Raw genomic sequence first — 13913 nt, 5'->3', positions numbered from 1 at the left:
GCGAAACAGTGCGCGGGACGAAGGCTCTCTTCACCGAAAGCGGACCGGGACGACTCTCACCGTGCTTGCGAAAGACGCAGGCGCTCGGCGCACCGGGATCCACCCCGCCGAGCGAGCCGCCCGTACACTCGCGAGCATGCCCTCCGCGCGCTCTCTCGAGCACCCGATCGGAGCCGTCTGAATGCCCGACATCGAGCTCGTCAGCGCCGACGGCTCCGTCCGCGCCTCGATCAACCCCGTCGCCGCGAGCATCCGGACCCTCGTGGTGCGCGGCCGCGCCCTCGTCGAGCCTTACGACGGCGACCAGCCGCCCGGCGCCGCGGGCGCGGTGCTCGCCCCCTGGCCGAACCGGGTCCGCGACGGCCGCTGGCTCCTCGACGGCGCCGTCCAGCAGCTCGCGATCACCGACCCGGCGACGCACTCGGCCAACCACGGCCTCCTCGCCACGACCCGCTACCGCGTCGGCGAGCGCACCGCCGACAGCGTCGTCCTGCACGCCCGCCTCGACTCCCCGCCCGGCTACCCCTTCACCCTCACCACCAGCGTCCGCTACCGGCTGCGCCCCGCCGGGATCGACGCCCGCCACGTCCTCGTCAACGAGTCGGACCGGCGCGCCCCGGTCGCGCTCGGCGTCCACCCCTACCTCCGCGTCGGCGACGCGACCGAGCCGCGCCTCCGTCTCCCCGCCCGCGAGCGCCTCGTCCTCGACGAGCGCCACCTCCCCACCGGCGAGCGCCTCCCGGTCGCGGGCACGCCCTTCGATCTCCGCGCCGGCGTCCCGGAGCGCGACGCACCCTGGCACGCGAGCTTCACCGCTCTCGACCGTGACCCCGACGGCACGGTCCGCGCCGAGCTCAGCGCCCCGGGCCACGGCCGCACCGCGCTCTGGGCGGACGCGTCCTTCACCGTCCTGCAGCTCTACATCGACCGCGACCGGCGCCCGCCCGCGATCGCGATCGAGCCGATGACCGCCCCGCCCGACGCCCTGAACTCGGGCGAGGGACTCCGCTGGCTGGAGCCGGGCGAGCGCGCCGAGTTCCGATGGGGAATCGATGCGGACTGAGCAGGTTCGTTCAGGCCGCCGCATGGAATACCCGGTGGAGCAGTCAGAAAGAGGATCGATCGCCCGCGAATCGTCCAGGTGACGCGGCAGATCGCCCATTCCTCCACGCGCGCCGCGCTCCGTACCCTCGTCCCATGGCAGTCATCGCAGAAGCCTCGCAGCTCATCGCGCCCCCGCCGGCGGCGGCCGACCTCCTCGCGCAGGGCGCGGCAGCCGTCTGGGAGACGACGATCACCCTCCCGACCTACACCCCCGAGGAGCCGGTGCAGCTGCCGATGTTCCTCGACCGCCGCGTCTACCAGGGCTCGAGCGGGCGGGTGTATCCGCTGCCCTTCATCGACCGGATCGCCTCCGAGGCCGTCGACCAGGAGTGGCGCGTCGTCGTCCTCGAGAACGAGTTCGTCCAGGTCGTCGTCCTGCCCGAGCTCGGCGGCCGGATCTACTCCGGCTACGACAAGACCACCGGCTACGACTTCTTCTACCGCAACACCGTCATCAAGCCGGCGCTCGTCGGCCTGGCCGGCCCGTGGATCAGCGGCGGCGTCGAGTTCAACTGGCCGCAGCACCACCGCCCCGGCACCTACCTGCCCACCGGCTGGAGCCTCGAGCGCGCCGACGACGGCTCGGTCGTCGTCTGGTGCAGCGACCACGACCCGTTCAGCCGGATGAAGGGCCTGCACGGCGTCCGCCTGCGCCCCGGCTCGAGCCTCGTCGAGCTCGACGTGCGCCTGCACAACCGCACCAGCGAGCGGCACACCTTCCTCTGGTGGGCGAACGTCGCGGCGCGGGTGCACGACGACTACCAGTCGTTCTTCCCGCGCGACGTCCGCTACGTCGCTGACCACGCCCGCCGCGCGATCACCGCCTTCCCGGCGGCCGACCGCCCCTACTACGGCGTCGACTACCCCGCCCTCGCGGCCGAGCGCGGCGACGGACCGACGCCGGACGGCCCGCCCGCCGACCGGATCGACTGGTACCGCAACATCCCGGTCCCCACCTCCTACATGGTCGTCCGCACCGACGACTCCTTCTTCGGCGGCTACGACCACCGCGCCGGAGCGGGCTTCGTGCACTGGGCCGACCGCCGCTTCGCCCCCGGCAAGAAGCAGTGGACCTGGGGCGACGCCCCGTTCGGGCACGCCTGGGACGCGCAGCTCACCGACGCCGACGGCCCCTACGTCGAGCTGATGGCGGGCGTCTACACCGACAACCAGCCCGACTTCTCCTGGCTGATGCCCGGCGAGACCAAGACCTTCTCGCAGTACTGGTATCCGATCAGCGGCATCGGAGTGGCGCACCAGGCGACCCGCGACGCGGCGGTGCACCTCGACGTCGAGGCCGGGATCCTCCGCGTGGGCGTCGCGACGACCCGCCGCGTGCCCGCCGCGATCGTGACGCTGCGCGCCGACGGCGCTGTCCTGCACGAGTGGACCGTCGACCTCGAGCCCGGGCAGCCGCTGCTCGCCGACCTGCCGACCACCCGCACCGGCCCGGAGGGTCTGCGCATCACGGTCGTCGCGAACGGCTCGACCCTCCTCGATTACGAGGTGCCCGCCGAGTTCGACGACGCCGAGCCGGAGATCGCGACCGAGCCGCTGCCACCCGCCGAGACCGCCTCCGTCGACGAGCTGTACCTCGTCGGCGTCCACCTCGCGCAGTACCGGCACCCGACCCGCTCGCCGCTGCCCTACTGGGAGGAGGCGCTGCGCCGCGATCCCGGCGACGCGCGAGTGCACCTCGCCCTCGCCGACCACGCCTACCGCCGCGGCGAGTACGCCGACGCGCTCACCCACGCCGACTCCGCGATCCGGCGCCTCACCGCCCGCAACGGCAACCCCGCCGACACCGAGGCCTTCTACCTGCGCGGGCTGATCCTGCGCCGCCTCGGCCGCACGACCGACGCCGCCGCCGCGTTCGGCAAGGCCGCCTGGGACGGGAAGTGGGCGCGCGCCGCCCTGTTCGAGAGCGCGAGGCTCTCCGCTGCCGCCGGTGACCACGCCGCGGCGCTGGAGGACCTCGCGACCTCCCTGCGTCTCGACACCGACGACCTCCGCGCCCGTGCCCTGCGCGCGGTCTGCCTCCGCGCGCTCGGCCGCGTCGGCGAGGCCGAGCGGTTCCTCCACGAGACCCTGCGCCTGGATCCGCTCGACCAGCTCGCCCGCACGCTCACCGGCACCGACCCCGCCGACGCGCACGAGAGCATCGACGTCGCGCTCGACCTCGCGTCGTTCGGTGAGACCGGCGAGGCCCGCCGACTGCTCCGCGCCGTCGCCGGCGGGAACGCCGGCACCTCGGGAGCGGGCAACGCCGCGCCGATCGCCGCCTACCTCCTGGCCCGGCTCGGCGAGCCCGTCGACACCCGCGCGCTCGACCTCACCCGCGCCTTCCCCGCCGGCCTCGACGCGCACGACGCGCTGACCGCCGTGGTCGCGGCGGACCCCGCCGACAGCACCGCGCGGTCGCTGCTCGGCATGCTCCTCTACGACACCGGCCGCCGCGCCGAGGCCGCCGAGCACTGGCGCCGCGCGATCGCGGACGGCGGCGCCGACGCCGTGACCCACCGCAACGCGGGCCTCGCCGCCTACAACGACGAGGCCGACGACGACGCCGCCTGGGCGCACTACCTCCGCGCCCGCGAGCTCGCCCCGCGCGACGCCCGCCTGCTCTACGAGCTCGACCAGCTCGCCGACCGCCTGGGCCACTCCGCCGCCGACCGCCTGGAGCGCCTCGAGGACGAGCACGACCTCACGCTCTCCCGCGACGACCTGACCGTCGAGTACGCCGGTCTGCTGATCGAGGCGGGGCGCGCCCAGGAGGCGCTGTCGCTCCTCGAGTCGCGCCGCTTCCAGCCGTGGGAGGGCGGCGAGGGCCGCACCCTCGCGGCCTGGGACGCGGCCCGCGCCGCGCTCGGCCTCGACCCGGCGACGCCGCCGTCGACGCTCGGCGAGGCGCGTCCCCGCTTCGACGCCCCGCAGGCGACCCTCGAGGACGGCTCCACCGACTACTTCGCGACGAGCCTGCCCGCACTGCTGCTCTTCCACCGCGACTGAGGGGGCGGGGGCGTCACGCGCCGCGCACACCGCGCACACGAGGAGAGGGCCGGCTGCGAACAGCCGGCCCTCTCCTCGTGACTTGCGTCTACTTGCTCGAGCCCACCATCAGCCCCGAGACGAACTGCTTCTGGAACGCGAAGAACACGATCGCGGTCGGGATCGCCGCGACCACCGCCCCCGAGGCGACCACGTTCCACTGACTCACGTAACCGCCCTGGATGTTCAGCAGCGCCGCCGTGATCGGGAAGTTCGTCTCGGTCCGCAGCACGGTCACCGCCCAGATCAGGTCGTTCCAGATCCAGGTCGTCGCGAGAGCGCCGAGCGCCGCGAGCGACGGCCGGCACAGCGGCAGTAGGATCCGCCAGTAGGTGCGCAGCACCCCCGCGCCGTCGACCTGCGCCGCCTCGAAGATCTCGGCCGGGATCGACCGCATGAAGCCGTGCAGCACGAAGGTGTAGAAGCCGAGCCCGAAGCCGACCTGCACCACGATCAGCGCGAAGAGCGTGTCGTAGATGCCGAGGCTCTCGGTGATCCGCGAGACCGGGATCAGCAGGATCTGCGGGGGCAGCAGGTTGCCCGCCAGCATGAGCAGCAGGATCCCCCGGCGGAACGGGATGTGGAACCGGCTGAGCGCGAACGCCGCCCAGGAGGCGAGCAGCAGCGACAGGAAAACGGTGAAGACCGTGACGATCAGGCTGTTCACCAGCGCCTCGCCGACCAGCCCGGCCGTGAACACCGTGACGAAGCCGTCGAAGCTGAAGCTCGCCGGCAGGGCGCCGAGCCCGTTGCCGGTGATGTCGTCGAAGCTGCGGACGGCCACGAAGAGCACGAACAGCATCGGCAGCACCCAGAGCAGCGCGACCGGCGCCATGATCGCGTGGAAGATCCACGAGCCCTTCACCCGGCGGCGAGGGAGCGTCGGCGCGGCGAGACCAGGCGCGACCGGAGCGATGACGGCCATCTCAGTCCTCCTCCTTCGTGGCGCGCACGAGATAGCTGATGATGAAGACGATCGCGAGCAGGAAGATGACGACCGCGATCGCGGAGCCGTAGCCGAGGTTCAGCACGGTGAAGCTCTCCTGGAACATGTAGGTCGAGAGCAGCTGCGTCGAGTTGTACGGACCGCCGCGGGTCATCGCCCAGACGATGTCGAAGGTGCGCAGCGAGTCGATCACGGTGACCGCGAAGACGACGCCGTTCACGCCCTTCAGCTGCGGCATCACGATCCGCCAGAAGCGCTGCGTCCGCGAGGCGCCGTCGACCTGCGCGGCCTCCTCGAGGCTCGGGTCCACACCCTTCAGCCCGGCCAGGTAGAGCACCATGATGTAGCCGCACTGCCGCCAGACCGCGGCGACCAGCACCGCGTAGAGCGCGAGCGTCGGGTCCGCGAGCCACTGCCGCTCGAGGTCGCCCAGGCCGATCCCGCCGAGGAAGCTGTTGACGACGCCGTCCGGCTGGTAGATCACCCGCCAGAAGAGGCCGGTCACCGCGAGCGAGAAGACCATCGGCAGGTAGATCGCGCTGCGGTAGATCCCGACGCCGCGCCGCGGCTTGTTCAGAGCGACGGCGAGCGCCAGCCCGATCGCCACGGAGAGCCCGCCGAAGCCGACCACCCAGATGACGTTGTTGACCAGCGCGGTCGCGAAGATCGGGTCGGAGCCGAGGTCGGTGAAGTTCTCGAGGCCGATGAACTCCGGCTCGCCGATCCCGTTCCACCGGGTGAGCGAGAGGTAGAAGGAGTTGATCGCCGGCCAGAAGACCCAGGCCAGCTCGACCGCGAGCGGGATGAGCAGGAAGAGCCAGACCACCGCGGGCACCCGGGTGATCCGGCGCCCCTTCCCCGAGCGGACCAGCGGGCGGGCCGTCGGCTCCGGCGGCGTCCCCGGCGAAGGGGCGGGCGGCCGCTCCACGGCGGCCGCCCTGGTCGTCCCGGTCACGGGTTGAAGACCTTGTCGGCCGCCGTCTGCCACTCCTTCAGAATGCTGTCGACCTCGCCGGGCTGGGCGATGAACTTGGTGAGCGCCGCGTCGGCCGTGGTCTGCAGGTCGTCGGAGGAGTCGCGGTTGAAGAACTGGGTGATCTGCTCGGTGCCGGCCAGCAGCGCGACGCCCTTCTGCACCAGCGGCGAGAACACCGAGGTGTCGACGTCGGGCGAGGTCGGCAGGTTCGACGACTGCGAGGCCGCGATGTAGGCGGACTGGCTCTCGGCCCCCGCGAGATAGGAGAGGAAGGCCTTGGTGGCGTCCGCGTCCTTCGTCTTCGCGCTGGCGAAGTAGCCGTCGGTCGGCGCCTCCTCCGCGCTCGGGATGCTCGCGTCGATCACCGGGACGGAGAAGAAGTCGAGGTCGTCGCCCTCGCCCTCCGGCATGTTCTGGCTGATGAACGCGCCGACGAGGTACATCGCGTTCTTCTTCTGCACCAGCGGCGTGACCGCGTCCTGCCAGGCGTAGGAGGGGGCGTTCGGGTCCATGAACGGCACGATGTCGGCGTAGTACTTCATGACGTTCTTCACCTCAGTCGAGTCGAACGACGACTTCCCGGCCAGGAGCTCCTTGTGGTAATCCGCGCCGTTCACGCGGAGGTTGAGGATGTCGAACCAGCCGGACGCCATCCACGGCGTGGAGCCGATGCCGTTGGAGAGCGGCACGATCCCCTGGCCCTGCAGCGTCTCGCAGAGGGCCATGAACTCGTCCCAGGTGGTAGGAACCTCCACGCCCCACTCCTCGAAGGCCGACTTGCGGTAGAAGACGCCCCACCAGTAGTAGTTCGTCGGCAGGAAGATCTGCTTGCCGCTCGCGTCGGTCGAGAGGTCCTTCAGCGCGGCGGAGTAGCCGGCCGCGGCGCCGTCGCCGGTCCAGAGGTCGGAGAGGTCGAGCAGCAGGTCCTGCGCGGCGTAGTCGCGGGCGACGGAGCCGGCGTACCAGGTGAGCACGTCCGGCGGGTTGCCCGAGGTGAGATAGGTGGAGAGCTGGGCGCGGAACTGCTCGATCGCCACCGTGTTGAGGGTGACGGAGCCGCTCGAGTAGCTCTTCACGAGCGCCTCGAGTGCCGCCTTCGGGGCCGGGTCGGAGAGGGAGGACTGCAGGACGATCCCACCGCCGCCCGCGCCGCCGCCACCCCCGCCGCCGCCCATGCAGCCGGTGAGGAGCGCGGTGCTGCCGAGCGCGGTCGCGCCGTACAGGAAGCCTCGTCGGGTGAGGTTCGGGAATCGCTGTTCGTTGGTCATGGTGTCCTCCTTGACTCCGTGATGCCGGGGGGCCGTGCTGTGCTGTGGTGCCGGTCCTTCTGTCGTGCTGGTCGTGCTGGTCGTGCCGTCGCCGGATCCGCCTAGGCGGGCGCGGCGAAGATCGCGTTGCACTCGCGCTGCAGGGCGACGTCGTCCCACATCGGGTGCTGGGGTGCGCCGTTCGAGCAGACGATCGATCCCCTGGCGCCGACCCGCCGCGACTCGCGCATCGCGAGCCGGCAGTACTCGGCGCCGATCGGCCCCTCCTCGAAGCGGCCCTCGAGCGGCGTGTAGCCGACCCAGCCCTCGCCGAAGACGAGCGGCACCCCGCGCAGGGCGGCGTGGTCGGCGGCGACGGCGATCCAGATCCTCAGCGTCGAGCGCATCTCGAGGTGGTGAGCGCCGTAGCGCTCGTACAGCCAGCGGTCGATCTGCTCGGCGTCGCCCCAGTCGTGCGCGTAGATCTCGCCCTTGCCGACGATCGTCGCGGTCAGCTTCCACTGGTCCTCCGCCGGGAGCGTCCACTCCGCGATGGGCGGCGCGCCCTCGAGCAGAAAGGCCTCGGCGGCGAGGTCCTGCTCGAACTCCTCGACCGGGCTGCGGAGCGCGAACTCGGCGATGAACTCGTTGAGCACCCCGTAGATGTAGGGGTGCAGGATGAGCACGTCCGAGTTCCACGGAATCCCGCGCATCCCGCCGACGGGCACGTGCGCGTAGTTGACGGAGCACGGGACGCCGTCGGTCAGCTCGTGGAACCGGTCGATGCCGCGGGTGAGCCGCGGCGTGAGAGCGAGCGTCGCCGCGTCGAGGTCGGCGCGGTCGTAGTCGAGCCCCTCGGTGAGGTGCCCCGCCTGCACCTCGTTGTGCAGCTCGACGAAGGCGATCCGGTCGTCGAGGTCGTGCTCGGCGAGGAAGACGACGAGCGCGGCCTGCGCCTCGGCGAGCCGCTCGGCGCGGTCCTCCGGCGGCACCGCCATCAGCGCGTCGAACCAGTCCCGTTCGAGCGCGAACGAGGAGGACTGCTGGTACTCCCAGGACGAGACGATGACGAACACCCCGTGCCGCTTCGCCGCCGCGAACAGCGCGAGCAGGTGGGCGCGACCGTCGATGACGGTCGGCTCGGCCACGTCGTACCAGCGCACCCGCTGCGCGTAGGAGCCGCCGAGCGGTCCGAGCCGGAGCTCCCGGGTATCGAGACCGGACTCGAACAGCAGGAACGGCATCGCGCAGATCCGAATGGTGTTGTACCCCCGTTCGACGGCGCCGGCGAAGGCCGCGTCGAGATCCTCGAAGGGCTCGCCCGGTCCGGTGCGGACGTACCAGGAGAAGTCCCAGAGGGTGATGGTGAGGCGCTCGGGGAGGTGGTCCGCGAGCGGCACCGGCTGGTAGGGGGACGAGGGGTACTCCGCAGTGAGCATGGCGCCAGCCTAGGCACGCGCCCAGCGCCGACCAATGAAGCGTTGGACGCCATTAGCTGGACGATTCTCTAGCCTGACCTACACTCGTCGACATGCTGATCCCCGACGGCTTCCTCGGCCAGCGCCTGCATGTCCTCCCGAAACCGCGGGTGGCCGAGGCGCTCGCGGCCCCGATCACCGAGCGTCTGCTGGTGACGGATGCTGGACACTTCCCGCACGCCGCCGCTCACGGCCGCAGCCGCCCCGAGGGCACGCGGGAGGCCGTGGTGATCCTCTGCACCGCCGGCCGGGGCTGGGTCTCGATCGCGGACTCGACCGTTCGCGTCGATCCCGGCGAGGTCGCCGTCATCGCCGCGGGCACCCCGCACCGGTACTGGGCCGACTTCGACGACCCGTGGACGATCTGGTGGCTGCACGTCGCCGGCGCCGATGCCGCCGCCCTGATCTCGGCCGTCGTCCACGGGCGGACGTCCCCCGTCGTCACCGCGCGCGACGCCTTCTCCGCGAGGACCCTGATCGAGCACGCCGTCGCCGCCCTCGAGCGCGACGAGACCGACTCGAGCCTCTACGCCGCGAGCGGCGCCGCCTGGAACCTCCTGGCCCAGCTCGCCTCCGACCGCACCCGCGGCACCCTCGAGTCGGGCGACCGGATCCGCATGGCCCAGGACCACCTCCGCGAGCACCTCGACTCCCCCACCAGTATCACCGAGCTCGCCACCCTCGCCGGCATGAGCACGTCGCACTTCTCCGCCCTCTTCAAGAAGGCCGCCGGCATGAGCGCCGTCGAGTACGTCAAGCGTCTTCGCAGCGCCCGCGCCCGCGAGCTCCTGATCACCACCGACGCCTCGATCGCCGACATCGCCCGCGCCGTCGGCTACTCCGACGCCTTCTACTTCTCCCGCCAGTTCCGCGCCATCAACGGCACGAGCCCCTCGGAGTACCGCGCCGAGTTCCACGGCGAGGCGCTGCGCTGAAAGCCCCCTCCCTCGCCACTTCGCTCGCGGCTGCAGGGACATCGCACAAACCGGTCGCGGATGTTCTCTTCCTACCCGTCTCTCCTCGCGAGGACTTGTCCGCGACAACCCGCGCCGCTGCTCACGTCGTCGTCGGAGGCGTACGGATCGCCGTAGAGCGCCTCGAATTCCGGCGAGCCGTACTTCTCGTCGGACGAGGGCAGACCCTCTCCGTTCTGAGAGAGCGGTCGATCCCACCAGAGCACGAAGTCGTAATCGAACCCCTTGTCGCGCATGCACCCCGCCGTCTCGGACTGAACTTCGACCCACTCCCGCGCAGCCGCCAGTTCGACGGAGTCGAACGACGTGGGGTAGGCGATCAGCGAGATGTCACTGGAGGCGTCGTAGTGGGGCACGCCGTCCTCCGCGCTTGCGCTGCTCGCTGCTGCCGGAGGATGCGCGACGTTCGGAGCAGGAGCCGATTCGTCCTCAGCAACAGCCCTTGGTACGCGATTCACGGTCTCGCTGGACCGCGCGCCAGTCGCCTGCTGGCCGGCAAAGGCGACCTGAACACCGGCAACGGCACACGCCACGAGAACGCCTGCTATGCCGAAGACAGCAATGATTCGTTTCGCGATTGACATCGAAGCTCCCGGAAGTCTGCCAGTGACTATTCGGCCACTTTGATCGTGCCCGCACGCCGCCAGGAGCTCGACGTCGCGTCGAGCGCGAACGGCATTGTGAGCGGACTCTGCGTGGTGCGGACACCGTACATCCGATGGTGCCCGATCATCGCAGAAGCGGCGCCGATCAATGTTCTGGCAGCCGATGTGCATTTCGATCGACGATCAACGCCACCTCCTCCGCGACCCGGAAGCAAGGAGCGCCCGCGCAGGGAGACCCTGAATCTCGTCGACGGACGACAGATTCGACGAAATCCGCCAATACTGCGGCGAACTGCCACAGTGATGCATTTCCGCCTCGAATGATCCCCGCGACACCACCGCGTGGCACCGTGCTTCTTGCAGTTCCCCTCAGGCGCTCTCCCGTTCCCTTCCGTACCCCTGGTCGCGCGCCGGACCCTTGCCGAATCGCCGCATCTCGGCCGGCCGATCGATCAGGAGATCTCGATGCGCGTCCTCTCGCATCCCTCGCGCCGGGCGTCCGGTCCACCCTGGGCCAGTACCTCGGCAGGATCGACCTCCATCGGCTGGGACTTCGCCGGTACTCCGAAGGTCTCGCTCTCGAACGTGACCCACGACGGCGACGGCGTCGACGACATCGCCGCGGAGGCGATGACGCGAGAAGTACCACGGCCGATGGATCGAAGAGCACCGCTTCGACGCAGGATCGCAAGCGCGACCGCCGTCGGGAGTGTGTTGCTCCTCATCGCCGGCTGCGCACCGACCGAGATCGACGTCTTCGTCTTCGGCAGAGCAGCGCGCCGAGTCCATACCGTCGCTGAGTACCTCGGCGACGTCTACGCCGAACAGAGCGACTTCGCTGGCGTCGAACTGCAACTCAGGCGCGAATCAGAAGCAGAGGTCCCCCGTGCCCGACTCTGGGACGACACCGAACAGCACGCCGCGTGGGGCGGGAACTGGATCACAGGCATCGACCAGGGCTCATCGGAGACCCACATCGTCGCTGACGCCCTGATCACCATCGCGGCTTCGTCGTCAGATGAGTTCTTCGGATCCGAATCCGCCAGCGTCTTCCTCTGCGTTCATTACCTCGGCGAATTCAACTCGAAGAGAGTGAGTGCCGTTGAGGGACGTTGTCCTGACGGAGTCGAGACGAAGCTTCCCTCCTTCCAGCGGGTGACCGTCGACCAACTGGCCGATTACGAGGTCGACGAGTGAGCGGGGACCCGAATGCGACCAGTGGCCCGGTGCGCTCTCAGCTAGTAGCGGACGACTCCAGGTCCTCGGATCGAACCAGACACACCCACGTTCCCGTATGCGTCTCAGAGCAGTCGTTCCACCGGAACAGCATGGTTGCGGCACTCTACGCACAGGTCATGCACGCAGCGCTCAGAGGTGTTGACCAATGACGAGCTATATTTCGCGCCCGGCCGGAACTGAGGGATCAGGTCGACGGGTCTTCACCTCCGTCGCTATTGGCGTCGCCACTCTTCTGGCCCTGTCGGCCTGCACATCGTCGAAGGTTGCAGACTTCGTTTATCGCGACGCCGCCTATCGTGTGCACTGGCTGGGCGAGTACATGGGCAAGGTCTTCGCCGAACAGCGCACGCCGTCGGGCGTCGAGAAGCAAGTGGAGAACGAAGCTCGATCCGCATACGGTGGAGCGGATCTGTGGGTGAAGGGTGAGTCGACCATCTCATCCGGCGGCAACTGGATCACCGGCCTCGATTATTTTGGAGCCAGCGCCGATATCACCGCAGATGCGCTGATCACCATCCGCGGCCAGCTGTCGAGCGGACCGTTCTCAACGAGACCCGCCAGTGTCCTCCTCTGCGTCCGCTACCTCGGGGAGCTGGGATCGAAGAAGGTGGAGGTCGTCGACGGATTCTGCCCCGACGGCGTCGAGGAGCAGCTCGACACCTACCACCGGGTGACGATCGACCAGATCGCCGACTACGAGGTCGACGAGTGACCGGACTGCCGACGAATCGGCCTCACCCGACGCGGGCAGCCCCAGCTGCACCCACGCGTCAGCGGGCGCACTCAGCTGACGGTCCTCGGTACTGAGGCGATTCGAGGACTTCCACCTCGCCGAACCTCGCGACGACGCGATACCCGTCCGCCAGCGCGTCGTCGCGGATCGTGGTCGTCCGCAGCTCCAGCCCGCGCACCGACCCCGCTTCCTCCTGGCTCAGGTCCAGGAGGAGGAAGTCGGGCGGCCGACTGAGTACGCCGGGCAGCGATACCCGGTTGCTCCACGTCAGCAGGGGTACGAGCCGGTCGTCGGCCGCGATGCACGTGCTCGCCGGCACCCTCTCGATCGCGGCGACCTGATCCCTTCGATGCGCCGTCCGTGACCACGTATCGCCGGTGACCATCCGCGCCAGCGGGAAGGCCTCGTCGTCGAGGCACACGATCGTCCCGATCACCGGCACGGCGAAGACGACCGCGCCGACGACCAGCGCCGACCGAGCTCTCCACTCGGAGGACGGAAGCCGCCGCAGGAGCCGTCCTCCCCCGTCGATCGCGCCCAGGACCAGCACGACCCAGACGGGCGCGTCGTAGTGGAACCCGCTCGTCCAGAGCGCGGGCCGGTCGGAGAGGAACCTCTCGGCCAGGAGCGGCAGCGCGAGCAGCGACACCGGCGAGAGCAGCGGAAACAGGAGGAGGGGTGAGAGCAGCCCCAGAAGCGTCATCGTCTTCACGATCGGCGTGAAGAAGAGCCCGACCACCATCCACGGCCGCTCGAGCATCGTCCGGACGACCTCGCCCCCGCTTGCTCCGAGCGCTCCGTAGTCCCAGTAGGCGTACCCGCGTCCGCCGATCGAAGGGATCACCACCCCGACGACGACCGCGAACGCCGCGGCCCCCGAACACGCCAGCAGCACCCCGACGATCCTCGGTCTCCTCGCCGCTCGCAGCAGTCCGAGGATCAGCACCACCGCCCCCATGTCCTCCCGGATCAGGAGGAGGACCGCCGACGCGGCGACGAGCTGGCGATCACTCCTCCTGTCGAAGGCGTCGACCGCCCAGGCGAGGACCGGCACCGCGAACGCGACCTCGTGGAAGTCGAAGTCGGCCAGCGACTGCAAAGGCCGGCCGAGGAGATAGCCCACGGCCAGCAGGCAGCTCGCCCCCACTCCCACGCGCCGGCGCGCGACGCGCCAGACGAAGACGGAGGAGCCGGCCACCAGCGCGGCCTGCGCCACGAGCAGCACCCGCGCGTCGTCCCAGATCCAGTACAGCGGAGCGAGGACGACGAGGATCGGATGGAAATGGTCGCCGAGCAGGGTGAAGTCGTCGCCTTTCAGCGGCGAGAGCGGCGGACGGAACTGCGAGTACGCCCGCACCGCCTGGTCGAAGATGCCGAGGTCGTACCCCGCCGTGAGCAGCTGGTCGGCCCGGGAGATCGAGTAGACCGAGTAGACCGCGAACGCGAGGAGCGCGAGCGGGACGATCGGCGAGCGCAGCAACGCGAGACGCCCACCGCACACCGGCCGGCTCCCGCCGCGCCCCGTCCAGCGCATCCGCACCTCCGCTGACGGCGGACGGCGCA

Annotated in this window: 11 protein-coding genes; 5 read left to right on the top strand and 6 right to left on the bottom strand. The window is 70.2% G+C overall.

From position 1 onward, the window contains the following. The first annotated feature begins 181 nt into the window (after positions 1-181). Both MT355_RS04995 and MT355_RS04990 read left to right on the top strand, forming a co-directional pair. The gene (locus tag MT355_RS04995; RefSeq protein WP_243598759.1) at positions 182-1063 is read left to right on the top strand and encodes a galactose mutarotase; all 882 of its coding nucleotides are present in this window, start codon (positions 182-184) and stop codon (positions 1061-1063) included. Positions 1064-1197: 134 nt separating this feature from the next. Beyond that, positions 1198-4113 carry a DUF5107 domain-containing protein gene (locus MT355_RS04990; RefSeq protein ID WP_243598758.1) on the top strand — a complete coding sequence of 972 codons (2916 nt, stop codon included), beginning with the start codon at positions 1198-1200 and terminating at the stop codon, positions 4111-4113. An 88-nt stretch (positions 4114-4201) separates the two neighbouring features. Here the strand turns inward: MT355_RS04990 and MT355_RS04985 are convergent, their stop codons facing one another. The 4 genes from MT355_RS04985 to MT355_RS04970 form a co-directional block, all read right to left on the bottom strand. Further along, the gene (locus MT355_RS04985) at positions 4202-5077 is read right to left on the bottom strand and encodes a carbohydrate ABC transporter permease (RefSeq protein WP_185019943.1); all 876 of its coding nucleotides are present in this window, start codon (positions 5075-5077) and stop codon (positions 4202-4204) included. 1 nt (position 5078) lies between these two features. Continuing rightward, on the bottom strand, positions 5079-6053 hold the full coding sequence (locus MT355_RS04980; protein WP_243598757.1) for a carbohydrate ABC transporter permease: 975 nt from the start codon (positions 6051-6053) through the stop codon (positions 5079-5081). After that, positions 6050-7342, bottom strand: a complete 1293-nt coding sequence (locus tag MT355_RS04975) for an ABC transporter substrate-binding protein (RefSeq protein WP_243598756.1) — start codon at positions 7340-7342, stop codon at positions 6050-6052. Before MT355_RS04975 ends, MT355_RS04980 begins: the two co-directional genes overlap by 4 nt. A gap of 101 nt (positions 7343-7443) precedes the next feature. Continuing rightward, a complete protein-coding gene (locus tag MT355_RS04970) occupies positions 7444-8760 on the bottom strand; it encodes a cellulase-like family protein (protein WP_243598755.1) in 1317 nt (438 codons plus the stop codon). A gap of 92 nt (positions 8761-8852) precedes the next feature. Between MT355_RS04970 and MT355_RS04965 the strand changes: the two genes are divergently transcribed. Beyond that, complete coding sequence (locus MT355_RS04965) at positions 8853-9734, top strand: AraC family transcriptional regulator (RefSeq protein WP_243598754.1); 882 nt, start codon at positions 8853-8855, stop codon at positions 9732-9734. Between the two features lie 71 nt (positions 9735-9805). Here the strand turns inward: MT355_RS04965 and MT355_RS04960 are convergent, their stop codons facing one another. Next, positions 9806-10357 carry a hypothetical protein gene (locus tag MT355_RS04960; RefSeq protein ID WP_243598753.1) on the bottom strand — a complete coding sequence of 184 codons (552 nt, stop codon included), beginning with the start codon at positions 10355-10357 and terminating at the stop codon, positions 9806-9808. Positions 10358-10843: 486 nt separating this feature from the next. Here MT355_RS04960 and MT355_RS04955 point away from each other — a divergent pair, with 486 nt between their 5' ends. Next, positions 10844-11575, top strand: coding sequence for a hypothetical protein (locus MT355_RS04955; protein WP_243598752.1), 732 nt, complete (start codon positions 10844-10846; stop codon positions 11573-11575). 187 nt (positions 11576-11762) lie between these two features. Next, positions 11763-12329, top strand: a complete 567-nt coding sequence (locus MT355_RS04950; RefSeq protein WP_243598751.1) for a hypothetical protein — start codon at positions 11763-11765, stop codon at positions 12327-12329. Between the two features lie 58 nt (positions 12330-12387). Here the strand turns inward: MT355_RS04950 and MT355_RS04945 are convergent, their stop codons facing one another. Next, on the bottom strand, positions 12388-13884 hold the full coding sequence (locus MT355_RS04945; protein ID WP_243598750.1) for a DUF2079 domain-containing protein: 1497 nt from the start codon (positions 13882-13884) through the stop codon (positions 12388-12390). Positions 13885-13913: the final 29 nt, after the last annotated feature.

Source organism: Rathayibacter sp. VKM Ac-2929, assembly GCF_022815495.1.
In the GTDB taxonomy this organism is placed as follows: domain Bacteria; phylum Actinomycetota; class Actinomycetes; order Actinomycetales; family Microbacteriaceae; genus Rathayibacter; species Rathayibacter festucae.
The sequence above is the reverse complement of the archived record's forward strand: the minus strand, read 5'-3'. Positions and strand labels throughout refer to the sequence as shown.